This window comes from Xanthomonas sp. BRIP62409 (assembly GCF_003992965.1).
In the GTDB taxonomy this organism is placed as follows: Bacteria; Pseudomonadota; Gammaproteobacteria; order Xanthomonadales; family Xanthomonadaceae; genus Xanthomonas; species Xanthomonas euroxanthea.
Genome location: NZ_QEZJ01000011.1, coordinates 15,137 through 38,444, shown reverse-complemented (window position 1 = coordinate 38,444; position 23,308 = coordinate 15,137). Strand labels below are relative to the sequence as shown.

General features: G+C 66.3%; 20 protein-coding genes. 12 read left to right on the top strand and 8 right to left on the bottom strand.

What is annotated here, in order from left to right; all coding sequences use genetic code 11:
* Nucleotides 1-118 precede the first annotated feature (118 nt).
* Entirely contained in the window at nt 119-763 is a 645-nt protein-coding gene (locus EO170_RS02075; protein WP_126942161.1) for a DUF4142 domain-containing protein, read from the top strand.
* A 517-nt stretch (nt 764-1,280) separates the two neighbouring features.
* Here EO170_RS02075 and EO170_RS02070 read toward each other — a convergent pair.
* Entirely contained in the window at nt 1,281-2,147 is an 867-nt protein-coding gene (locus EO170_RS02070; protein ID WP_104583190.1) for a glucose 1-dehydrogenase, read from the bottom strand.
* 213 nt (nt 2,148-2,360) lie between these two features.
* Here EO170_RS02070 and EO170_RS02065 point away from each other — a divergent pair, with 213 nt between their 5' ends.
* The 3 genes from EO170_RS02065 to EO170_RS02055 all read left to right on the top strand — a co-directional run bounded on the left by EO170_RS02065 (nt 2,361) and on the right by EO170_RS02055 (nt 4,628).
* Nucleotides 2,361-2,546, top strand: a complete 186-nt coding sequence (locus EO170_RS02065) for a hypothetical protein (protein WP_104535190.1) — start codon at nt 2,361-2,363, stop codon at nt 2,544-2,546.
* A gap of 573 nt (nt 2,547-3,119) precedes the next feature.
* On the top strand, nt 3,120-4,400 hold the full coding sequence (locus tag EO170_RS02060) for a sigma-54 dependent transcriptional regulator (protein ID WP_164740876.1): 1,281 nt from the start codon (nt 3,120-3,122) through the stop codon (nt 4,398-4,400).
* Nucleotides 4,401-4,628: a hypothetical protein gene (locus EO170_RS02055; RefSeq protein WP_164740875.1), complete on the top strand. Its 228-nt coding sequence runs from the start codon at nt 4,401-4,403 to the stop codon at nt 4,626-4,628.
* On the opposite strand, the gene EO170_RS02050 is transcribed toward EO170_RS02055, so the two are convergent.
* A complete protein-coding gene (locus EO170_RS02050; RefSeq protein WP_126942155.1) occupies nt 4,622-5,005 on the bottom strand; it encodes a response regulator in 384 nt (127 codons plus the stop codon). The two genes, EO170_RS02055 and EO170_RS02050, sit on opposite strands and share 7 nt — an antisense overlap.
* A gap of 205 nt (nt 5,006-5,210) precedes the next feature.
* Here EO170_RS02050 and EO170_RS02045 point away from each other — a divergent pair, with 205 nt between their 5' ends.
* Nucleotides 5,211-8,765, top strand: a complete 3,555-nt coding sequence (locus tag EO170_RS02045; protein ID WP_164740874.1) for a CheR family methyltransferase — start codon at nt 5,211-5,213, stop codon at nt 8,763-8,765.
* A 262-nt stretch (nt 8,766-9,027) separates the two neighbouring features.
* Nucleotides 9,028-9,597, top strand: coding sequence for a hypothetical protein (locus EO170_RS02040; RefSeq protein ID WP_115677836.1), 570 nt, complete (start codon nt 9,028-9,030; stop codon nt 9,595-9,597).
* Nucleotides 9,598-9,839: 242 nt separating this feature from the next.
* Here the strand turns inward: EO170_RS02040 and EO170_RS02035 are convergent, their stop codons facing one another.
* Both EO170_RS02035 and EO170_RS02030 read right to left on the bottom strand, forming a co-directional pair.
* Nucleotides 9,840-10,739, bottom strand: coding sequence for a manganese catalase family protein (locus EO170_RS02035; protein ID WP_104583194.1), 900 nt, complete (start codon nt 10,737-10,739; stop codon nt 9,840-9,842).
* 134 nt (nt 10,740-10,873) lie between these two features.
* Entirely contained in the window at nt 10,874-11,380 is a 507-nt protein-coding gene (locus EO170_RS02030) for a ferritin-like domain-containing protein (RefSeq protein WP_104583195.1), read from the bottom strand.
* A gap of 512 nt (nt 11,381-11,892) precedes the next feature.
* Between EO170_RS02030 and EO170_RS02025 the strand changes: the two genes are divergently transcribed.
* A complete protein-coding gene (locus EO170_RS02025) occupies nt 11,893-12,087 on the top strand; it encodes a hypothetical protein (protein ID WP_119131869.1) in 195 nt (64 codons plus the stop codon).
* 23 nt (nt 12,088-12,110) lie between these two features.
* Here the strand turns inward: EO170_RS02025 and EO170_RS02020 are convergent, their stop codons facing one another.
* Nucleotides 12,111-13,325, bottom strand: coding sequence for an FAD-dependent oxidoreductase (locus tag EO170_RS02020; RefSeq protein WP_126942152.1), 1,215 nt, complete (start codon nt 13,323-13,325; stop codon nt 12,111-12,113).
* A 308-nt stretch (nt 13,326-13,633) separates the two neighbouring features.
* Between EO170_RS02020 and EO170_RS02015 the strand changes: the two genes are divergently transcribed.
* The 4 genes from EO170_RS02015 (at nt 13,634) to EO170_RS02000 (ending at nt 17,855) form a co-directional block, all read left to right on the top strand.
* The gene (locus EO170_RS02015) at nt 13,634-14,917 is read left to right on the top strand and encodes a histidine kinase (protein ID WP_126942149.1); all 1,284 of its coding nucleotides are present in this window, start codon (nt 13,634-13,636) and stop codon (nt 14,915-14,917) included.
* Nucleotides 14,914-15,690, top strand: coding sequence for a LytTR family DNA-binding domain-containing protein (locus EO170_RS02010; RefSeq protein WP_126942147.1), 777 nt, complete (start codon nt 14,914-14,916; stop codon nt 15,688-15,690). Before EO170_RS02015 ends, EO170_RS02010 begins: the two co-directional genes overlap by 4 nt.
* A 35-nt stretch (nt 15,691-15,725) precedes the next feature.
* Nucleotides 15,726-16,097: a hypothetical protein gene (locus EO170_RS02005; protein WP_119128265.1), complete on the top strand. Its 372-nt coding sequence runs from the start codon at nt 15,726-15,728 to the stop codon at nt 16,095-16,097.
* 162 nt (nt 16,098-16,259) lie between these two features.
* The gene (locus tag EO170_RS02000) at nt 16,260-17,855 is read left to right on the top strand and encodes an APC family permease (protein WP_104583200.1); all 1,596 of its coding nucleotides are present in this window, start codon (nt 16,260-16,262) and stop codon (nt 17,853-17,855) included.
* 240 nt (nt 17,856-18,095) lie between these two features.
* On the opposite strand, the gene EO170_RS01995 is transcribed toward EO170_RS02000, so the two are convergent.
* Nucleotides 18,096-18,725, bottom strand: a complete 630-nt coding sequence (locus tag EO170_RS01995; RefSeq protein ID WP_208411946.1) for a hypothetical protein — start codon at nt 18,723-18,725, stop codon at nt 18,096-18,098.
* A 543-nt stretch (nt 18,726-19,268) separates the two neighbouring features.
* Between EO170_RS01995 and EO170_RS01990 the strand changes: the two genes are divergently transcribed.
* The gene (locus EO170_RS01990) at nt 19,269-20,195 is read left to right on the top strand and encodes an oxygenase MpaB family protein (protein WP_104583318.1); all 927 of its coding nucleotides are present in this window, start codon (nt 19,269-19,271) and stop codon (nt 20,193-20,195) included.
* A gap of 110 nt (nt 20,196-20,305) precedes the next feature.
* On the opposite strand, the gene EO170_RS01985 is transcribed toward EO170_RS01990, so the two are convergent.
* Nucleotides 20,306-22,375 carry a M13 family metallopeptidase gene (locus EO170_RS01985; RefSeq protein ID WP_164740883.1) on the bottom strand — a complete coding sequence of 690 codons (2,070 nt, stop codon included), beginning with the start codon at nt 22,373-22,375 and terminating at the stop codon, nt 20,306-20,308.
* A gap of 149 nt (nt 22,376-22,524) precedes the next feature.
* The gene (locus EO170_RS01980) at nt 22,525-23,220 is read right to left on the bottom strand and encodes a glycosyltransferase (RefSeq protein WP_126942141.1); all 696 of its coding nucleotides are present in this window, start codon (nt 23,218-23,220) and stop codon (nt 22,525-22,527) included.
* Between the last annotated feature and the right edge of the window lie 88 nt (nt 23,221-23,308).

Below are 23,308 nucleotides of genomic sequence, written 5' to 3'. Positions count from 1 at the left end.
ACCCACGCACTCGCACTCTCGACTGCCACGCTGGATCGCCGGCAGCTCATGCCTGCAGCGACCATACGACCCCGACAATCAACGACCGCGCCTTGCGCGATCAATCAAGGAGACAACGATGGGAATTTTCAAGATGCTGACCGCCGGCGCGGTGGGCTACGTGGCGTACAAGGCGTGGCAGCGTCGTCAGGGCGACACCGGTGAAACGGCCTGCCCGACGAACAACGACCGCGACGTGCAACAGCAGTCGCTCAGTGCGCCGGCCAAGGCCGGCAGCACCCCGCCGCATGGTGACCCGCTGCGTGCAGCCGCCACGCTGTCCAGCGATCGCAAGCAGGCACTGGGTGCGTTGGTGGTGTTCAACGAGCAGGAGCGCACGCTTGCGCAGCTGGCGGTCGTCAAGGGCCTTGAAGGCGAGACGTTGCAGTTTGCCCGCAAGATGGACGAGGCACACAGCGCAGCGTTGACCGACCTCAGCCGTTTCGCGCCCGATCGCAGCGGCACGCTGGCGCAGGCCGCGTCTAGCCGCGCCGATGGCACCCGCAAGCGCCTGGAAGGCTTGGACGGCAAGGAGTTCGAAACGCAGTACCTGCAGGCCAGCGTGACCAGCCACGAACAGGCATTGACGTTGCTAGACGCACAGCTGGCCAGCGAGCCGGGATCGAGCGATCTGGGCAAGGAATTGCAGCGTGCACGCCAGACCATCGCCCAGCATCTGGAACATGCCAAGTCACTGCGGGCCAAGGCGAACCAGGCGCATTGATCCACCGCGATCGCTGATCGCGCACCGCAGCGTATGCGGTGAACACGGACAACAGGCAGCTTCGGCTGCCTGTTGCCGTTGTGGGCAAGCGCGGCGCGCATTGCGCATGTACGCCGCAGGCCGCAGGTTCAGCCGTTGCCGGACGACCTTGTCGCAACACGGTCGTCATCACGCGTCAGGCGCCGCCTGCTCGAATCCCGCGGCCTGGCGTTGTCGCAGCAGGCCATCGAACACGCCACCGTGTCTACGCAGCTGCAGGGGACTGCCATCTCGACTAGGCGACCGTCCTGCGACAACGAACGTCCGGGCGCAATCCATCAGGCGCTGCAACGGTCGAGCATACGCTCGGAGGAGTCGCTTACTTCATCGACAGTGCACACTTGCTGGCCACATCGCACCAATTGGACACCGATATGGCCGGTGCTGCGAGTGAACAGACTTTTTATTGATCGAACAAAGAGCCCGCCTGGGAAAGGAAGCGAGGCGGGCTTGACTATGCGGTGCAACGTTGGGCGGGTTACAGCGTGACGGCGCCGCCGGCAATGGTGAGCAAGGTGCCCGAGGTGTAGCTGGCGGTATCGGCTGCCAGCATCACGTACGCCGATGCCAGCTCGACCGGCTGCCCGGGGCGGCCCATCGGTGTCTGGCCGCCGAAGTTTTCCACCGACTCCTCATCCATGCCGGCGGGAATGAACGGCGTCCAGATCGGACCCGGCAATACCGCATTGACGCGGATGTGCTTGTCGGCCAGTACGCCGGCCAGGCCAATGGTCAGGTTGGCCAATGCCCCCTTGGTGGCGGCATACGGCAGGATGTTCGGCGTCGGTTTCTTGGATTGCACCGAGGCGGTGTTGATGATGGAGCCACCGTCGGTCATCAGCGGCACCGACAACTGCACCAGATGGAACACGGCATGCACGTTGGTGTCGAAGGTCTTACGCCACTCCTCCAGCGTGATGTCTTCAAAATTTTCGAAATACTGCTGGTAGCCGGCGTTGTTGACCAGGATGTCCAGGCCGCCGAAGGTGCTGTTGACCTTGTCGATCAACGCAGCGGCCTGGGCGGGGTCGCTGATATCGCAGCCCACCAGCAACGCCTTGACGCCGGCCTTCTCGATCAATGCGCCGATTCTGGCAGCGTCTTCCTGCTCATCGGGAAGATAGGCGATTGCCACATCGGCCCCCTCGCGTGCATACGCAATCGCCACGGCCGCGCCGATGCCGCTGTCGCCGCCGGTGATCAACGCACGTTTGCCGGTGAGCTGCCCGTGGCCGACATAACTGTCTTCGCCATGGTCCGGGCGCGGGTCCATCTTTTCGGTACGCCCGGGGAAACCCTGTTGCTGCGGTTTGAACGGTGGGCGGGGGTAGTTGGGTACGGGCATTGTTGTCTCCTGACGAGATGACGCATCACTGTGATGCAGCAGTGTGCGCACGCAAACGTAAACGCACGGGCTAGGCGATGTCGGCGGCGTGTGCGGTGCCCCCGCCGCTTGCGCGCGCGCCGCTCGCTTCACGCCACCGCGCAGCTTTGTTCACTGCTCTGCAATGCGCACCGGCCTAGCGTGGGCTCATGACCACAACGCAGGAGAACGACGATGGGCAGTGAACCGAAAAAGCCGTGGGGTCCGGACGATGATCAGAAAAAGCCGTTTACGCCGCAGGAACAGCGCAACGAGGATGTGGAGTGGAAGGTCCACGACATGCCCGATGAAGACCGCGATGTGAACAAGGCCGACCCTGAACACGATTACGAACGCCCGGACGGCTCAGAAAAGCGCTGAGTCGCGCGCAATGCTGCAGTTGCGGCGTCCGTCATGCCGGCGCACGCAAGCGCGCGCCGCGTCATGGCGCTGGCGTGGCGGATCCATGCACACTGTCTCTACGCCTGCCGCGTAGGCTAGCGGTCACACCTCGCGATCACGGCTTGCATCCGTTGGCCCTGAAGCCGCGGTTGCGCGACGCTGCAACCAGCGTCTCGGCTCGCCTCATCGCCCCTCAACCGCCTCGCCGCCACATCACGGCGCAAGCGAGCTGATCCAGCAGCTCGGTCCAGCCGCGCCCGCGCGCAGGCCGCGCTCCCATCCCCATCAAAGCTTGCGCTGTTTGGCGTTTCGACGCATTCGACGCGTCGACCGACCCCAACCGTGACGCTTGGCACTGGCGTAATCCCGCGTTGCCCTGCGTACTTCGGGCAAACTTCTACGGCGAGCTCGACTCTGGGGAAGCGAGCGCCAGGTGGCCGGACGGCCGTGACAGCGATGTGCGATTTTCGTGGTGGCGTGCAGGCGCGTTTTTCGCGCCGCCGTCACAATTCTCAACTGAACATGTATTAGTCATTGCGGACAGAAGCGCTCATGGACCGTCTTTCCTGCGCCATCATCGACGACGACGTGGAGTTCTGCGATCAGGTGGTTGAGCTAGCCACCGATAGCGGCTTCCGTGCCAAGGGCATCCACACCCTTGGCGAAGCCAGCCGTTGGCTGGACAGCAACTTTCCCGACCTGTTGGTGGTGGATGTTGGCCTGCCCGACGGCAGCGGTTTCGATCTCATCGAACGGCTCGACCCGGATCACACGCCGCAGATCGTGGTGGTCTCGGGCGATTACGCCTACGAAACCCAGGGCCGCGCGCAGCAGTTCGGCGTCAGCGAGTTCCTCACCAAACCGTTCGCGCCCGAACGGCTGGAACGCGTGCTCGGCGGCCTGCGTGAGGCGCAGCAGGGCAACCTGGGCATCATCGGCAACAGCGACAGCATCGTGCTGTTGCGCAAGGACATCGTGCGCGTGGCGCCGACCGATCTGAATGTGCTGGTGACCGGCGAAACCGGCACCGGCAAGGACCTGGTCGCGCGCGCCATCCATCGGGTCTCCGGCCGGCGTGGTCGCTTCGTGCCGGTCAACTGCGGCGCCATTCCCGAGGAATTGCTGGCCAGCCAGCTGTTCGGCCACGAGCGTGGCAGCTTCACCGGCGCCGATCGTCGGCATGCCGGGTTCCTGGAGCAGGCGGCGGATGGCACGCTGTTCCTGGATGAGATCGGCGAGATGCCGACCCGGCTGCAGGTCTACCTGCTGCGCGCGATCGAGTCGCGCAGCTTCATGCGTGTGGGCGGCAGCGAGGAAATTCCGCTGGACGCGCGGGTCGTTGCGGCGACGCACCAGCATGTACAACGCGAGCACGGCGTGCTGCGCGAGGATCTGTTCTACCGGCTCAACGAATACCCGATCCAGGTGCCGCCGCTGCGCGAGCGTCGCGGCGACGCGCGTCTGCTGGGCCTGCGCGTGATCGACGAGCTCAACGTCAAGTACGGCACCCGCAAGCTGCCGACCAAATCGTTGCTGCGTTATCTGGCCTACCACGCCTGGCCGGGGAACGTGCGCGAGTTGCGCTCGTTCATTCGCTACCTGTACCTGCGCTCGGACGGCGACCTGTTGAGCGCGCCGGATGTGGTGCAGACCGTGCCGCAGGCCGACGAAGACGGCTTGCTGATTCCGGCGGGGTGGACCATGCGCCAGGCCGAGGACGCCATGATCGAGGCGGCACTGGCGCGCACGCGCTTCAACAAGAAGGCGGCGGCGCGCGAATTGGGGATCAGCGTGCGCACGCTGCACAACCGGCTCAGCGACAAGGACGCGTAAGTGAGCGACGCATCGCATGGACGGCGGCGCGAGCTGCTGCATCAGCTGCGCAACCGCCTCAACGTGATGGGCTTTGCGTTGTATGCATTACGCAGCGAGACCTCCAAGCCCATGGAGACATTGCGTGCCACCCATCAGTCGGCGGTGGAGTTGCTCAACCAGCTCGGCGAGGAAGAGCGCGCCCTGCGCCAGGACGGTGCGGTGTCCACCGACAACACCGATCAGTAATGCTCGGCCGGTTGGGTCTGGCTGCTGAGCAGCGCGGTGATCGTGCGTGGGTTGTAGGGCTTCATGCAGTACGACAGGTGCGCAAACCGCGGCGGTAGCGTGTAGCGGTCGTAGCCGGAGCAGAACGAAAACGGTACCCCGCGCTGCAGCAGCGCATCGGCCACCGGGAACACCGATTGGCCACGCACATTGACGTCGAGCAATGCGCCGTCGATGGTCTGCCCGGAGGTCACCAGCGACAGCGCCTCGGGCACATTGCCCACCGGTCCGAGAACGCAGACGCCGGCCTCCACCAACAGGTCGTTGAGTGATTCGGCCAGCAGGTAATCGTCCTCGACCACGAGGATGCGAAGTCCGTTGAGTGGATTGTCCAGCATGGGAATTCCTCGCGCGATGGCGCGGTCCGGCGACGCGCACGCCATAGTGCGCGCCGTGTCGGTTAAGGCCGCGCGTAAGCAGGCGCTTCCAGACCCATCGCGTGCAGTGCCTGTACCGCTCAGACGCCGCGTAGCGGTAGAGGCAGGTTTACGCCATCATTGACGATTGCGCCTGACACCCGGCGCCGTTGATGCGATGGCTGCAATGACAAACGACGACACCTCCTGCGACGACACCGCAGCGGCCACTGCGCCCGATGCCGTGACGCCACCGCCGTTGTTCATTCTCGGTGTCGGTGCCGACGGCCTGGACGCCACGCGCCTGGCCGAACTGCTCGACGCAGTGGCCGGCGCGCCCAATCTGGTCATCATGCTGTTGCTGCGCGATCGCCACCTGCTCGACGAGTCGCGCCTGCGCGAGTTGCTCGGCCCGCAATCCAGTTTGCTGCTGGCACCTGAAGATGGCGATGCGCTGCATCCCGGACGCATCTACCTGCCGCCCAGCCAGACGCTGGTGACCCTGGAAGAAGGCCGACTGCGGCTGCGCCCGCTGGAGGACGCCAGCGATCACGGCCTGATCGACAGCTTCTTCGTCTCGATGGCGCATGACCAGGACGGCAACGTGATCGGCGTGATCATGGGGCGCTTCGATGGCGACGGCACCCTCGGCACCGCAGCCATCAAGGAGTGTGGCGGCCTGGCGCTGGCGGTGGACGACCCGTCCTTGCACGGCATGGATCTGCGCAATGCGGGCAACCCGGCCGCCATCAGCGACGACATCCTGCCGCTGCCGCGGGTTGCCGCACGCATCGCCGCACACATGCAGCGCCACCATCGCTTCGGTCATCCGGCAGCGGTGGGCGTGCGCAACGGCAGCGAGAACGATCAGCTCAGCCAGGTCGCCAGCATCCTGCGCAATGCCACCGGCCACGATTTCCATGGGTACAAGCGCGCCACGTTCCTGCGCCGCGTGCAGCGCCGCATGCAGGTGGTGCAGGCGGACACGCTGGAGCAGTATCTGGAGCAGCTGCGCAGCCGCTTCGACGAACCGCTGTTGTTGTTTAACGATCTGCTGATCGGCGTGACCCAGTTCTTCCGCGACCGCCGCGAGTTCGAGTTCCTGGAGCAGCAGGTGATTCCGCGCCTGTTCCAGGGCAAGCAGCCGGGTGACCACCTGCGTGTGTGGGTGCTGGGCTGTTCCACCGGCGAAGAGGCGTATTCGCTGGCGATGCTGTTGCGCGAGCATGCGCAGACGCTGGACGTGGCGCCACGCATCCAGATCTTCGCCAGCGACATCGACGGGCGGGCATTGGCCATTGCGCGGGTGGGGCGTTATTCGTCCAGCATCGTCGCCGATGTGGGGCCGGAGCGCCTGCAGCGCTGGTTCGTCAAGGAAGGCGACACCTATGTGGTGAGCAAGCAGCTGCGCGAGTTGTGCGTGTTCTCGCAGCACAGCATCGTCAAGGACCCGCCGTTCTCGCGGCTGGACCTGGTGTCGTGCCGCAACCTGCTGATCTACCTGGATGCCGAGCTGCAGAACCGGGTGATCCCGGTGTTTCACTTTGCGCTCAAGCCGGGCGGCTACCTGTTCCTGGGCAATGCCGAAAACGTCTCGCGGCATGCCAAGTTGTTCGCACCGGTGGAGCGCAGCTTCCGCGTGTTCCAGAAGATCGATGCCGACAGCCGCATGCATGCCCCCTTCCCGTCGTCCGCGCCCGGACTGGACGGCCACGCGCCGGCGGCAAGCCGCCAGCAGCGCAGCGTCAGCAATGCACTGGTGCTTGCCGGCGAGCGCATCGCCGACCGCTACGCGCCGGCCTATGCGGTGCTGGACGAGCATTTCGATGTGCTGCATTTCTCCTCGCAGGCCGGACGCTTCATCCGTCCCGGCGGCGGCGCGCCCAGCCTCAACCTGCTCAACCTCGTTCACCGCGACCTGCGGCTGGAGTTGCGCAGCGCGCTCGGCCGTGCCGAAGCGGACATGACGCTGGTGCAGGCCAAGGGCATCCAGATGCACGAGGATGCGGCGACCCTGGCGGTGGACCTGTTCGTAGAGCCGACCTCGGATTCGGAGGTGCCGCGCGGCTACGTGGTGCTGTTCCAGGAAGTGGAAGCGCGTGAGCTGGCCGAGCTGGCGCCGCCGAAAGACACCGTGTCCGACAACGCACATGTGCAGGCGCTGGAGAACGAGCTGCGCGTGACCCGCGAGCGGCTGCAGTCGATGATCGAGGAGCTGGAGAGCACCAACGAAGAGCTCAAGTCCTCCAACGAGGAATACCAGTCGCTCAACGAAGAACTGCAGAGCGCCAACGAAGAACTGGAAACCTCCAAGGAAGAGCTGCAGTCGGTCAACGAGGAAGTCACCACGGTCAACGGCGAGCTGGCCCACCGCGTGCAGGAACTGGCGCATGCCAACAGCGACCTGAAGAACCTGCTGGAAAGCACCCAGATCGCTACCGTGTTCCTGGACAACGAGCTGCGCGTGACCAACTTCACCCCCGCGGTGACCGACATCCTGCCGTTGGTGGAAAGCGATATCCACCGGCCGATCAGCAACATCAAGCTGCACGTGACCTACGACGAACTGCAGGACGATGTGCGCCGGGTGATCCGCACGCTGGCGGTGCTGGATCGCGAAGTGGAAAACCCCGCCACGCGTGCCCGCTACATGGTGCGGGTGCTGCCATACCGCACGGTCAACAACTTCATCGGCGGCGCGGTGTTGACCTTCATGGATGTCACCCCGCTGACGCGCGCCGAGCGCGCGTTGCGCAGCAGCGAGCAGCGCCTGCGTACCTTGATGGAAGGGATTCCACAACTGGTGTGGCGTTCGCGCGATGGCGGCCGCTGGACCTGGTCCAGCCCGCAATGGTCCAGCTATACCGGGCAACACGATGGGCAGAGTCTGGAGCTGGGCTGGTTGCAGGCAGTGCATCCGGACGAGCGCGAGCTGACCTTGAATGCCTGGCACGACAGTGCGCGCACCGGCGGGCTGGACGTGGAGCACCGCCTGTTCAATGCAGCCGAGCACCGCTACCGCTGGTTCCATACGCGCAGCGCGCCGGTGCTGGACGAACGTGGCCAAGTGCTGGAGTGGCTGGGAACCTCGACCGAATCGGACAACCTGCGCCGCCTGCAGGATGAGCAGCGCGTGCTGGTCAGCGAATTGCAGCATCGCACCCGCAACCTGATCACCGTGGTGCAGTCGGTCGCCAAGCAGACCGTACAGACCAGCCACAGCATGCCGGAATTCGCCGGCAGGTTCGACGACCGGCTCTCGGCGTTGTCGCGCGTGCAAGGGCTGTTGTCGCAGTCGGACAACGCGCCCACCACCATTGGCGCATTGCTGCGCATGGAGCTGGACGCGCTCGGTGCCGAGCCCGACCAACGGCGCATCGTGGTGGACGGCCCGGAGGTGGCACTGCGCAAGTCCACCGTGCAGACGCTGGCGCTGGCACTGCACGAGCTCGCGACCAATGCACTCAAGCATGGCGCATTGGCGGTAGCGACCGGCACCTTGTCGGTGCGCTGGGAAGTGGTGACCAACGACGACGCCTCGGCGCGCTTGGTGTTGTTGTGGACCGAAGAAGGCGCCAGCCAGCAGCGACGCAACGATCGCGACCAGGCAAGCGGATTCGGCCGCCGCCTGATCGAAAAGGCCCTGCCGTACAGCCATGGCGCGCAGACGCGTTACGAGCTCAGCGATACACGCCTGGAATGCGAGATCCAGTTGCCGCTGACCTCGCTGCACGATCCATAGCCGAGCGCACGCGTGCGTGCAGTCTCTGCGCACGCTGGCAGGCGCTACGGTGCCGATGTGCGAATGCAGTGCACATCCACGCACCCGCACGGAAAATCCTGCGCGTGCGTGCAGATGTTTGCGACCAATTCGCACCTCGCAGCGCCGCCGCTGCCGCTGCCGTCATCCAAGACCGTTGCAGGACGCCTGTGTGCGGGATCGAAAAACTTGGCGCGTATTGTGCGTAGCTGCTGCTGTCATCAAGCTGCACAGTGGAGTCAACATGATTACGCGCATCCTTCAGTTGTCAGGCCGCGTTGCGAGCAATGCCTGGGTCGAGATCGGTGTCGGTGCCGATGCCGACATTCTGGTTGCCGACCGTGGCGGCAGACGCGAGGAGCGTGCAACCTTCGGTCGACGTGCGCCGGGACAGCAGCGCTCGATCAATACCCAGGAGCCGGAGTGGTTGGGGCGGGTCGACCTCGCCATCTGGGAAACCCAGCGCTGCCTGATCCCACTGTGCGGATTCGTCTGCACCGCATCGGCAGATGGCGCCACCTCGGCAACCTGGTTGAGCCAGGACGGGGGTGCGCTGTACGCCGCAGGTCTGCGCAATGTCATGGATATCGGCGGCCGCCTGCAGATGGGGTTCTCACTGCTGGTCGCGTCCTCGGCCAGCCTGCCGACACAGCGTCCCTTATGCGTCGACGGCGATGCCACGCAGTGGCTGCAGCGCAGTGGCGAGGAGGCGATGCGTCACCTCCTGCCCTGGCGGCTGGAGCGTTGCACTACCGCGGCGGACGTGCGGCCCGAGTGGACCGATGCGCAGGCTCGACAGGCCGCGCCGGTGTGAGGCGTGGTGGCAGGCAGTGACAACGAGAGGCCCGGTGGACCTCTTTTTTTATCGTTCGGTAACGCGTTGCACACGGGTCGGCGTCGCTTAGCGCGCCAGCTGCAGTGCGTGGTCGTGGCAGATGATGTGCCCAGGTGCGGCAACAGCCACCTGCAGGACCGTCAACGGAAAGTATGTCGCGCATTGAAAAGCCCGGGTCGCGAACGACCCGGGCTAATCTCAGCGACCGCTGTCGAGCACGATCAGCGCTGGATGTCGCCAGTGGTGGAGCCGGCCCCCGGGCCTGCGCCCAGGTCTGCACCGGTCACCCGATCCAGCTCCGGGTTGGACAGCAGGCGCAGCGACATCGCATCCAGTGCCTCGGTCTGCGTTGCATCCAGCGTGACCGTGGCCGAGCCATCGCCGCCGTCCACCGCGGACTGCAGCTCACGGTCTTCCACCACGTCCCACTGCTCGCCGGCATTCCAGGGGCCAACCGTATCGCCTTCGCCCTGCGACATGTTGTAGTAGACGTCGGTGAAGCGCGGGTCGCCCGGCAGCTTGCCCGGCGGGAAGTTGGGTTCGATCGCGTACAGCGCCTTCTCGAAGGATTTCTGATGCGCCACTTCGCGCGTCATCAAAAAGCGCAGTGCATCGACGATGCCCGGGTCATCGGTGACGGTGATCAGACGCTCGTAGACCAACTTGGCGCGGGCTTCGGCAGCGATGTTGGAGCGCATGTCCGAGGTCGGGCAGCCGATCGAATCGACATAGGCCGAGGTCCACGGCACGCCGCTGGAATTGACCAGCGCCGGGCCGCCGCCGTACAGGATCTGCTGGGTGTGGCTGGTGCTGTTCTGGGTCATGGAGCGCATCTCCATGGCCTCTTCCATGCCCTCGGACAACACGGCCTTCGGGCCCTTGTTGAGCATGGCGATGATCGAACCGATGATTTCCAGGTGGCTCAGTTCTTCGGTGGCGATATCGAACAACAGATCCTTGCGGCCCGGATCGTTTTCGCCCAGTGCCTGGGTGAAGTACCGCATCGCCGCGGCAAGCTCGCCCTGCGGCCCGCCGAACTGCTCGAGCATCAACGTGGCCAGATCCGGATTGGGTTCGGCGACGCGTACGGTGTACATCAAACGCTTGTTATGCATGAACATGGGTCGTGTTTCCTGGCTGGCGCCCGGCGACAACTGCAACGCGGCATGCGTGCAGAAACCTGAGGCTGGCTACGGGTGGGGGTTGCCTGCGAGATGCAGGCAAACGCAGGCGGCAGCGCCGCCTGCGCAGGGCATCAGGCCGCCTTGCTGGGCTTGGATGCCTTCTGATTGCCGCCTTGCTCGGCAAGCAGGGTCAGCTTTTCATCGGTGGCTTTTTCTTCTTCCAGCGTGGACAGCAGCAAGGTGACTGCATCGGTGTAGCCCAGCTGCTTTGCGATCGCTGCAATGGTGCCGTACGAGGCGATCTCGTAATGCTCCACCTTCTGCGCGCCGCCAATCAGTGCCGCATCGCGTACCGGACCTTCCTCGATCTCATCGATCACCTCACGGCTTTCCTCGACCAGGCCTTCCATCGCGGCACACTTGATGCGCTTGAGCTTGATGCCGAGCAGTTCGACGATCTGGTCGATGCGTTCGATCTGGCCCTGGGTTTCTTCCAGGTGCAGCTTGAACGCTTCCACCAGCTTGGGTTCGGTTGCCGCACGTGCCAGACGCGGCAGTGATTTGGTCAACTGCTTTTCTGCGCTGTAGATGTCCGACAGCTCGTGGACGAAAAGCTCTTCAATTGTCTTGATCGCCATGGGCGGCTCCTAGGGGATGAATGGATGGATGAACAATGCGGTGCACCGGGTGTGGGTCTTGCCCTTCGATGCGCGCGAGCCAGCAGTTGCATCGCCTCGACGGCACGCTGCCTGCCATGACGCGTGGCATGCAGCGTTGGGTCGTGCACATGCACGCTGTCTCGCATGGTCGCTACGCTAGCTGTCGGCGTGTTAGCGCAATTGGTGGATGCGGTGATCCCGATGCGATGGCGACCTGTGCCGTACGCTGCGCCGGCCACACGCGGTCGCCGATGCGATGGCGCCGCGTGGTGGGGCCGCGCTGCAAATGACAGGGGCACTTTCTCAAGCTGCGCCCGTGCACCGCGCATGGTGAATGCGCTACCTGCCGCATCACGCACCCACCTTGCGCAGAAGGCAAGGCCGGCGATTCGCGCCAGTATCGGCACCGTGCAGCATGGACGGCGGAGGATGCACGCCGTTGCGGACCGATGCGCTACAACCGATGGCTCGTCCTTGCCCCGGAGGCTGCCATGACGCCGTTGGACAAACCGCTACGCCGCGAGCTGCAGATCGGCGAGCAGGCCTACACCTTGATCATCGACCCGCAGGGCTTGAAGCTGGTCGAAAAAGGCCGCCGCAACGGCGTGACCTTGCGCTGGGACGAGCTGGTCAGCGGCGATGCCGCACTGGCCCACGCGCTGCAGGCCTCGCTCGGCGAGTCCTGACTGCAGCGCGCAGGCAAGGCGACTCAGGCCTGAGGAAACAGCCGCGCCAGCTCGCGGACCGCTGCCGCGGATGCGGCGTGATCCGGCGTGGGGTCGGGGTTGTTGAAATCGTTGGCACCCTGCGCCTGCACCAGCACACCATCGCGGCGTGGCACCACGTTGAGATTGTGGCCACGCCACACCAGCCCGTAGGTCACTTCCGGTTGCGGAATCAGGCGCGCGGTCTGCCCGCGCACCGGGATGACGCTGTCGTCGCCAAGCAAGGCACGCGCCCCGTAGCCGGTGGCATTGACCAGGATCTTTTCGCGCAACTGGCCGAACTGGCGCGGATGCTCGAAGCTGCGCGTCTGCAGCTCGCCGCCGGCCTGCAGGAAGTCGTCCATCAGCAGCCGCGCATAGGCGCTGAGGTTGAAGGTCAACTGGCTGTAGCGACGCACGAACGGCACCGGAAACGGATGCCTGCCGGGCGCGACCGGCTGCGAGCGCGGGCCGAGATCGTCGAGCAGTTCGCGCTCCAGCGGCGGGTAGTCCGGCTCGTGCGCTTCGGCCGATGCGCTCGGCTGGTCGAACGGCACATCCGACAGCGCGTAACCATCGCGCCATTCGATCGGCTCGCCCGGCAGGCCCAGCAGGGTCTGGTAGCGGCGGAACGAGATGCGCGCCATCTCTTCCCAGCGGGTCCTGAAATCGGCGCTGGCATATTCGCTGGTGCACACCCGCGAGTCCGGCGACCACACGCCGGTGGCGTAGAACGAGCGCACGTCCGGCAGGCGCTCGCGCGCATAGATGCGCACGCGCAGGCCCGCGCGTTGCGCCACCAGCGCGGTGGTCAGCCCGATCGCACCGCAGCCGATCACCGCCAGCTCGCGCACATCCGCATCGGCCGCGCGCACCAGCCGCAGCGCGTGCTCGGCCGCGCCCCACGACAGCGACCACCCGCTGCCGCCATGTCCATAGTTGTGCACCACCGTCTTGCGGCCGATGCGCTCGGCCTCGATCCGCGGCCCCTGCGCACGGAACGGGCGGGTGCAGCCGTTGATCGCGATGATGCGATCGACGGCCGCACGGATCGGTGCCAGCGGCAGCGCTGCGGCGAATTGCTCGGGCAGGGTGCCGGGTGGCATGGCGGGCAATGGCGAAGACGGCGCAGCGGCCGCCTTGCCGGTCGCGGCCCAGCTTCCGGTGGAAGCGGCCGCAAGCGCAAGACCGGCGCTGTGCAGGAAATGACGACGGTGCATGCGACTCCTGAGCGGTGTGGAGGAGATGATCGGGACCACGGCGCCTGCGCGACCGGCCACGCGCCGCGCGCGCCACGCAGCATCGGTAGAAGCCAGGAGCTGCGTCGCCGCGCGCGACGCCCGGTGGCCGCCGCTTGCGGACCTGGAGCATACCGCGCGCGTCATCGCCTGCCATCGCCGGCCGGGCCGGGTTTCGCACCGCGATCCGGGCAATTGGGGCCGCGCTGACGGCCATTCGTCGCCCGGGGCTTTCGTCCGATCGCTTGCCGGCTATGCTCGCCGCGTCCCAACCCGACGAGTCGCCACCCGTGTCCGCCAGCGTCTTCCTGATCGTACGTATCGTGTTCGCCTGGGCGGCGGCGTTGGTGGTGGCCGGGGTCATGTGGGCGCAGCTGTTCGGCTCCACCGGCGCGTTCTTCGGGCTGATCTGCGTGGTGCTGCTGACCCTGGCCCTGATGAGTGCGATCACCCATGTGCGGCGGGTGCGCCTGATCGCCGGGCGGCTGGATCACGACACCTTGTCGACCCGCCAGCGGCGCCAGATCGAAGTGCCGCTGGACGTGCAGGCCAGCTTCGCCGTGGTCGAAGAGGCGGTGCGCGTGCTGCCACGCGTGCAGGACATCGAGTGCGCGCCCGGCAGCCTGCTGATCCGCGCCAAGGTGCGCCGCATCGACCCCTACGAAGGACGCCAGCCCTCGCGCTGGAACCTGTTCGCGCGTTTTGCGATCAAGCGCAACCAGGTGCTGGTGACGATCACGCCAGGGCAGGGCACCAGCAGCGTCACCGTGCTGTGCGAGCCGGACGCCGGCGCCTGGGTGGACCTGTTTGCGGTGGACGAAGGCAGCAATTACGAGAACGCCGAGGCGATCAACCGCGCGGTGGTGCGGCGGGTCGGCGAGCAGCGCCGCGACGAACAGGCCGCGGCCGAGCAGTCGGTGATGGAAAAGGAACTGGCCGTGGCACGCCTGAATCTGCTGCATGCCCAGGTCGAGCCGCACTTCCTCTACAACACGCTGGCCAGTGCGCAGGTACTGGCGCGCACCGACCCGCCGCGCGCCGACATCATGATCGGCCATCTGATCCAGTACCTGCGCAGCTCGCTGCCCAGCGCCGACGGGGCCATCTCCACCCTGGGCGAGGAACTGGAGCGCACCCAGGCCTACCTGGAGATCCTGCGCATCCGCATGGGCACGCGGCTGGCGCTGCAGGTGGAGGTGCCGTACGAGCTGCGCGCGCTGCAACTGCCCTCGATGATGCTGCAGACCCTGGTGGAGAATGCGATCAAGCATGGGCTGGAACCCAAGCCCGGCGGCGGCACGGTGTGGATCCTGGCGCGTCGCATCGACGACCATGCCACGCTGACCGTGGCCGACGATGGCCAGGGCTTCAGCACGCACACGCAAGGTACCGGCATCGGCCTGAAGAACCTGCGCGAGCGGCTGCAGCTGATCTACGCCGGCAGGGCCAGCTTTGCCATCGTGTCCAACTTCCCCAGCGGTGTGGCCGCCACCATCACCTTGCCGCTGCCCGCGTCCATCATGCCGCCGCCGGTGCCCGCTGCGCAGATTCATGCCACACAGGTGCAGGCATGAGCGCGCTGCGTGCGGTGATCGCCGAAGACGAGGCGCTGCTGCGGCAATCGTTGCTGACCCTGCTGGCGCAGGTGTGCCCGCAACTGCAGATCGTGGGCGAATGCGAGGACGGCGCCAGCGCGCTGGAAACCATCGCCACGCAGCAGCCCGATGTGGTGTTCCTGGATATCCGCATGCCCGGGCTCACCGGCATCGAGGTGGCGCGTGCACTGCGCGAAGTCAGCCCGCGCACCCAGGTGGTGTTCGTCACCGCCTACGATCAGTACGCCATCGATGCGTTCGAACACGGCGCGGTGGACTACCTGCTCAAGCCGATCAGCCGCGAGCGCCTGCAGGCCACCTGGCAGCGCGTGCAACAGCGCGCCGCCGCCGGCCAGCCGGACGGCCAGCTGCTGGAGGCCTTGTTGCAGCGCCTGTCCGCGCGCCCTGCCGCCGCCAGCGCCGCGCCGCCACTGGCCTGGCTCACCGCCAGCAGCGGCCGCGAAACGCGCCTGATCGCGCTGGACGAGGTGGCGTATTTCCAGGCCGATCAGAAATACACCACGGTGATGACCGCCGCCGGCGAGGCGATCCTGCGCACGCCGCTGCGCGAGTTGCTCGACGTGCTGGACCCGCAGGTGTTCAAGCAGATCCACCGCTCCACCATCGTTAACATGAAGGCGGTCGCCTCGGTGGTGCGCGAGGACACCGGCAAGGGCCGGCTGGCGCTGCGCGGGCGCAGCGAAACGCTCACCGTCAGCCAGCCCTTCATGAGCCTGTTCCGCGGCATGTAATTCCCCCGATCGCATCGACTGAAAGGATTGCTGATATGCGCCTGATCGCCTCCCTTGTGTATTGCCTGCTGGCATTGGCCGGTTGCCACGACCGCAACGGCACCACCTCCATCACCCGCGCCACCAGCAACGGCCAGGACGTGCTGTTCAGCAAGACCCTGGCCACTGCCACCGATCTCAATGTGCACTGCCTGGCCAGCAGCAGCGGCCGCTGCCATTACCTGGTCTACGAGGACCACTGCGCTGCGTCTGCCGCCGGGCAGGCTGCGGGCACGCCGGCCTGCGCACGCAGGACCCTGGACAGCTTTGCGCTGGCACCCGGGCAGGTGCGCGAGCTGCACGGCATCCCGCGTCAGGCGCGCACCTGCGTGGATACCAGCGCGCCCGGCGCCGATTGCCATGGCTGAGCCAGGCGTCTGACGCCGGAACTGGCGCAACGACGCTTCATCCCTGTCGTGAGGCAGGCCGCAACCGGACCCAAGCCTGAATACGCACTGACGATCAGCGGCCGCTTCTGCGATCATTGCCGGCTTGTTGCCGGTTCACGGCGTCCTCACAGTCAGGCTCTCATGTCCGAACAATCGCTACGCCGCGACGTTGGCCCCTTCGCCCTCATGCTTACCGGCCTGGGCTCGATCATCGGTTCCGGCTGGCTGTTCGGCGCCTGGCGCGCCGCTGGCCTGGCCGGCCCCGGTGCGATCTGGGCCTGGATCCTGGGCGCGGCGATCATCACCACCATCGCGCTGTCCTACGCCGAACTGGGTGCGATGTTCCCCGAGTCCGGCGGCATGGTGCGCTACAGCCATTACTCGCACGGCTCACTGGTGGGCTTCATCGCCGGCTGGGCCAACTGGATCGCGATCGTCTCGGTGATCCCGGTCGAGGCCGAGGCCTCGGTGCAGTACATGGCCTCCTGGCCATGGGCCTGGGCGCAGGGCCTGTATGTGCAGGCACCCGGCGGGGCGGGGGAGTTGTCGGTGCCCGGCCTGCTGATCTCGGCGGTGCTGGTGCTGGTGTATTTCTTCCTCAATTTCTGGAGCGTCAAGCTGTTCGCGCGCTCCAATACCCTGATCACCGTGTTCAAGCTGGTGGTGCCGGCGGCGACCGGCGTGGCCCTGATCGCCAGCGGCTTCCACAGCGAGAACTTCAGCGTCGGCATCCACGGCGATGCGCATGTCATCGACCTGGCCGCGGTGCTCACCGCGGTGGCTACCGCCGGCATCGTCTTCAGCTTCAACGGCTTCCAGAGCCCGGTGAACCTGGCCGGTGAAGCGCGCAACCCGGGGCGCAGCATTCCGTTCGCGGTGCTGGGCTCGATCGCGCTGGCCACGGTGGTCTACGTGATCCTGCAGGTGGCCTACATCGGCGCGGTGCCGCCGGACCTGCTGGCCAAGGCCGGCTGGCACGGCATCGACTTCCGCTCGCCGTTCGCCGAGCTGGCCATCATCGTCAACCTGCATTGGCTGGCGATGCTGCTGTACATCGATGCGTTCGTCAGCCCCAGCGGCACCGGCATCACCTATACCGCCACCACCGCGCGCATGGTCTACGGCATGGAAAAGAACGGCACCATGCCGTCGGTGCTGGGCAAGCTGCACCCGGTCTGGGGCGTGCCGCGCATGGCGATGTTCTTCAACCTGGCGGTGTCGTTCGTGTTCCTGTTCTTCTTCCGCGGCTGGGGCACGCTGGCGGCGGTGATCTCGGTGGCGACGATCATCTCCTACCTCACCGGCCCGATCAGCGCGATGGCGCTGCGTCGTCATGCGCCCGAACTGCACCGCCCGCTGCGCATCGCCGCGCTGCCGGTGCTGGCCGGCGTGGCCTTCGTGATGGCCACCGAGCTGCTGTACTGGGCGCGCTGGCCGCTGACCGGCGAGATCATCCTGCTGATGGTCGTGGCGCTGCCGGTGTACTGCTACTACCAGGCCAAGCAGGGCTGGCCGGATCTCGGGCGCAACCTCAAGGGCGCGGCCTGGATGATCTGCTACCTGCCGACGATCGCGTTGCTGTCCTGGGCCGGCAGCAGCGACTTCGGCGGGCATGGCTACCTCAGCTACGGTACCGATCTGGCCGTGGTCGCGGTGGTCGGCGCGGTGTTCTACCTCTGGGGTGTGCGCAGCGGTTGGCGCACGCCGTCGGTGGAGAAGGCCGTCGCGCAGGCGTAAGCGCCTGCTTGCTGACAACGGATCGACCGGGCGCGGTCTCCAGGCGCCGCAAACGACGACGGCCGGTGCGCTGCACCGGCCGTTCTTGTTGGTCGCTACGCACGCCGGTGCAGCGATTGGCACTGCCTTGGCAGCGCACGCCCTGGAGCGATCAGATCGGGCCGATCAATCCGCCTGTTTTCGCTCGGCGCGCCGCATTGCCGATGCCCTGCGGCAACCACCGCATCCATCGCTTGACCGCTACGCCAGTGTCGCCGCTGCGCTATGGGTATTGGTATTGGTCACCAGGCGTGGCGCACCATCGAAGCGGTCCAGATCACGTAGCAACTCGGTGTAGCGACGCAGCCGCCCCATCTCGCGCATGTTGACGATGTCCTCGTGGCGCAATTCGCGCCTGGAACTGACTTCCTGCTTGTAGCGCAGCACTTCCGGGTAGCGACGGGTCATGTCCAGCGCATCGGCCACGCACTCGACCGAGTCGGCGTCCGGGGTGAGCCGCGCGCGGCTGTTGAAGGCGCGCAGCCAGCGTTCGAAACCGGCGCTGTGATCGAACAGATCGGCGATGTACCACATGACGAACAGGATCGAGGCCCACGAGGTGAAGATGATCACCACGCGGCTGAAGGTGAGGTGGTAGTCGTTCTGCCACAGCTGATGGGTGATCACGCCCAGCAACACCAGCGAGATCGCCTGCCAGCCGATGATCGAGGCGATCACCCATTGTTTCTTGGCCACCTTGAGCAGATTGAGCTCCTGGTCGAGCTGGTCGTCGGTTTTCTCGCGCCAGTGCGCGACCTGCTCGTCGAAGGGGAGTCGATGGAGTGCGTTGTCCTGCAACAGCAGGCCCAAACCCTGGAACAAAGCGATCATGACAAGCTCCTGACGGATGGCTGGTACGAACGACTTGCTGCACCCGGCAAAGCGCCGGTGCCCTGGAGCGGCCGGGCAATGGCTGGCAGTGATGCAGGCCGGCGCTCGGACGGCCCTAGTTCTAGCACTTTCGCTGTGCATGGCAATGCCTGCCGCGATCCGATGAGCGGCCAATCCTGCGCACCTGCGCACAAATCGCGGTATTCAGGCGCTTCGCAGCGTTTGCCGGACGACTGCAGCGCCAGTGCGTGGCCATTCTTGCTGCACTGCACACTCGCGCTTGCGTGCGTGCATCCGTAATCGAGGCGGGTGCGACCGGCGCGCAATCGATTCCGGCGTGCAGATCGCGTGAGCGCCGTGCAAGCATCCCTGCCGCGCAGGGCCCGGCGACAGGCGGGCGCGCACCCGTCGAGACGGTCGATGCGCATGGAGACGAGCAGCGAACACAGAGCCGCCTTTCACCAATCCCGAATCCCGAATCCCCAATCCCAGCCCCTTAAGGCCACGACGCGGTCTTGCAGCGGGCTGGGTATGCTCGCATGCATGTCAGCCGTCCTGCGTACCCTCACTGCCCCTGCCGCCCGACAGATCCATCGCTGGGTGCTGGGCGCGTTCCCGCGTGGCCAGAGCTCCATCGACTACGACCAGCCCCTCGGCGATCCCGGCATCTTCGGGCCCGACAGCGTCACCTGGCGGGTGCATTCGGAATTTCCCGGCATGTTGTCCGGCGGATTGTGCGCCTTGATGCTGCAGTTGCTGCATCCACGCGCGCTGGCCGGGGTCTACGACCATTCCAACTTCCGCGCCGACCTGATCGGGCGGCTGCGGCGCACCACCAACTTCGTTGCCGGCACCACCTATGCCCCGCGCGCCGAAGCCGAGCAGTTGATCGCCCGCGTGCGCAGCATCCATGCGCATATCCACGGCCACACCGCCGACGGCGTGCCCTACGACGCCAACGACCCGCAGTTGCTGACCTGGGTGCACGTCACCGAGGCCTACGGTTTTCTGCAGGGCTGCCGACGTTATTGCCGCGACGTGCCGGCAAGCATCGCCGACCGCTACTACGACGAAGCGCGACGTGTCGCCGAAGCGCTGGGCGCGGCCGATGTACCCGCCAGCGAGGCGCAGGTCGATGCCTATTTCGCCACCGTGCGCGGGCAGCTGCGCATGGACACGCGCTCGCGCGAGGTGCTCGACATCCTCACCAGCATCCAGTTGCCGGTGCCGGCGGCCGGGCTGTCGCGCGGCGTGTTCCTCGGTGCCGGTACCGCCCTGTTGCCAGGCTGGGCCAGCGACATGCTCGGCCGCACCACTACCCAGCGCGCACAGGCACATGCGTCGGCGCGGTTGCTGCGCAGTCTGTCGCCGCTGTTCCGTACCGCACTACGCGATGGGCTGTCCGCACGCGCGTGCCGCCGCATGCAGCTGCCGCAGGCGATGTTGCTGGAGTGGCCCGGGCAGCGGTGAGTGCGGGTGCCTGCCTGGAGTGCAAGGCAATGGCGTCATGCGGAGGATGGTGCGCCGTGTGGCCGTACCCTCGCCCCATGCACTCCCCCGAGGGGTGAGGGGCCGGTCTGCTACCAGATCCGCACCCGCTGCTCGGGCGGCAGATACAACTGCTGGCCCGGCTGCACATTGAATGCCGGATACCAGGCATCGAGGTTGCGCACGGTCTGCGCGCGGAAGCGTCCGGGTGCGTGCACGTCGGTGAGCACGGCGTTGCGTAGCGCCGCGTCGCGGTACTTGCCGCGCCAGGCCTGCGCAAAGCCCAGGAAGAAGCGCTGGTCCGGACTGAACCCGTCGATGGTCTGCGGCTGCTTGCCCTGCAGCGACAGCTGATAGGCGTCGTAGGCGGTCGCCAGGCCGGCCACATCGGCGATGTTCTCGCCCAGCGTCAGCTTGCCGTTGACGTTCAGATCGTCGAACGGCTTGTAGGCGCTGAACTGCGCTGCGAGCGCATCGCCGGCGGCTGCGAATTTTTTCAGGTCCTGCGGCGTCCACCAGTTGTGCAGCTCGCCATGTTCGTCGAACTGCGCGCCCATGTTGTCGAAGCTGTGGCTGATCTCGTGGCCGATCACCGCGCCGATGGCGCCGTAGTTCACCGCATCGTCGGCTGCCGGGTCGAAGAACGGCGGCTGCAGGATCGCCGCCGGAAACAGCAGGCGGTTTTCCAGCGGCACGTTCAGTGCGTTGACTTCCTGCGGAAGCAGATACCACTCGCGGTGATCCACGGCCTTGCCCAGCTTGGCCAGATTGCGCCGGTACTCGAACAGCTCCGAGCGCTGCACATTGCCCAGCGCATCGTCGCGGCGCACGTCCAGCCCGCTGTAGTCGCGCCAGGTCTCCGGATAACCCACCGCCACGGTCAGCCCGGCAATCTTGGCCTTGGCATGCTGCTTGGTTTCCGGACTCATCCACGCCAGCGCGTCGATGCGCTTGCCGAAGGCGGTGACGATGTTCTTGACCATCTCCTCGGCACGGGTCTTGGTCTGGGCACTGACGTACTTCTGCACGTAGCGCTGGCCCACCGCTTCGCCCAAGGCTGCGTTGGTGGCGTCGATGCCGCGCTTCCAGCGCTGGCGTTGTTGCGGCGTGCCTTCCAGCGTGGTGCCGTAGAACGCAAAGCGTTCGTCGGCGAAGGCCTTGGACAGGTACGGCGAGGCGCGGTCCAGGGCGCGAAAGCTCAGGTAATCCTTCCAGGTCTGCAGGGGCTCGGAGCGCACCAGCGCCGACAGGCCGGTCACCGCACCGGGCTGCCAGACGATGAAATCCTGCTGCGCCTTCAGGCCGGCCGCTTCGAAGAACGGCGCCCAATCCAGGCCCGGCGCATTACGCGCGAAATCGGCCTGTTTCCAGGCATTGGCGCCGGCCTGCACGTTGTTGGTCTGTTCGGCGGTGGCGTGCACGCGCGCCATCGCGGTTTCCAGTGCGAGGATGCGCTCGGCCCTGGCTGGCGCGTCGGCGATGCCGGCCAGCTCCAGCAGCTTGACGATGTGCGCGCGGTAGGCCTCGCGCATCTGCGTCATGCGCCCGTCGTCCAGATAGAAGCTGCGGTCCGGCATGCCCAGGCCGCCCTGCACCAGATACGGCACGTAGCGGCCGGGGTGATGCAGATCCTGCGAGATCCACAGGCCGAACAGCCGGTCGGTATAAAAGTTGGTGGAGTTGAGCAGATCCACATCGGCGCGCAGCTGGCCGCCCAGGGTGCGCGCCAGCGCCTGTTTGTCGTCCAGCTGCGCGATGGCGTCCAGTTCCGGTTGCACCGGGCGCACGCCCTTGGTCTCGATCCCGGCTTCATCCATGTAGGCGGCGTAGTAATCGCCGATCTGCTTGTCCTCGCCGGTGACGCGGTCGTTGGCAGCGGCGCCTTCGATGATGTCGCGGCTGTGCTGCTCGGTTTCGATCGCGATGCCGACGAAGCTGTTGAAGCTGGAGCGGTCGTCCGGGATCTGGGTGGTCTTGACCCAGTTGCCGCTGGCGTAGCTGAAGAAGTCGTCGCCCGCCGCCACGCTGCGGTCCATGCCCGCCGCATCGAAACCGAAATCACCCAGCTTGGGCGTGGTGGGCGTGGCCTTGGCGTGCGTCGTCGTTGCCGGTGAGGCGCCATCGCGGTGGCACGCGGCGGTGCTCAGCAGGGCAGCCGACAGGGCAGCGATCAGGACAGGACGGTGCAGAAGAGCCATGCGGTGCAACTCGGAAACGAAAAACAGACATACCAGTGTAAATTGCCACCGTCGCCACGTCCCCACGCAAGGCAGCGCGCCGCCGCCGTGGCCGCCCTGCGGACACGCGCGGTTCAGCGCCGGCGCTGGTACCAGAAGCCCAGGGAATCGCGGGTCTGCAGCATGCCTCGCCCACGCCACAGGAAGCGCAACAGCAGGCCCAGGTGCTCGCGCTTGGAAAAGCTGCGCAGCTTGCGGTCGGAGGTGTGCACGGTCTGGCGCAGGATCACGAACCGCCCGCAGCGTGCCAGCGCGCGGCTCAATGCCACGTCTTCGCCGGCGTAGTAACGCGTATCGAAGCCGCCGGCGCTGACGAATGCGGCGCGCGTGCAGAACAGGAAGCAGCCCGGTGCGATGCCGCCGAGACGGAACAACCCGCCGAAGATCGCCTGCGCCATGCGCTCGAACCACACGCGCCTGCCCTGCAGATGCACCTGCGCGCCGCCGCCGACGGCGCCGGCATCCAGCGCCGCCAGCGCGGCGCCGACCACCTGCGGGTTCACCAGCGTGTCGGCATCCAGAAACAGCAGGCGATCGCCTCGCGCCTGCTGCGCGCCGGCATTGCGGGTGGCGGCGATATGGCGCAATTGCACCTCCAGCACCTGCGCACCGGCCGCACGCGCGATGGCAGCGGTGGCGTCCTCGCAGGCATCGGCCACCACGATCACCTCGTAGTCCAGCTGCAGAGTCTGCGCACAGGCGTGCAGGCACTGCAGCGTCTGGCCGATCAGTGCGGCCTCGTCATGGGCGGGGATTACGAAGGACAGCATGGCAGGACGTGTCGCTTGGATGGCGGTGAGGCCCAGTGTGCGAGCCATGCCGGTGCGATGGCGTGAGCGCACGCCATCGCCGGGCCAC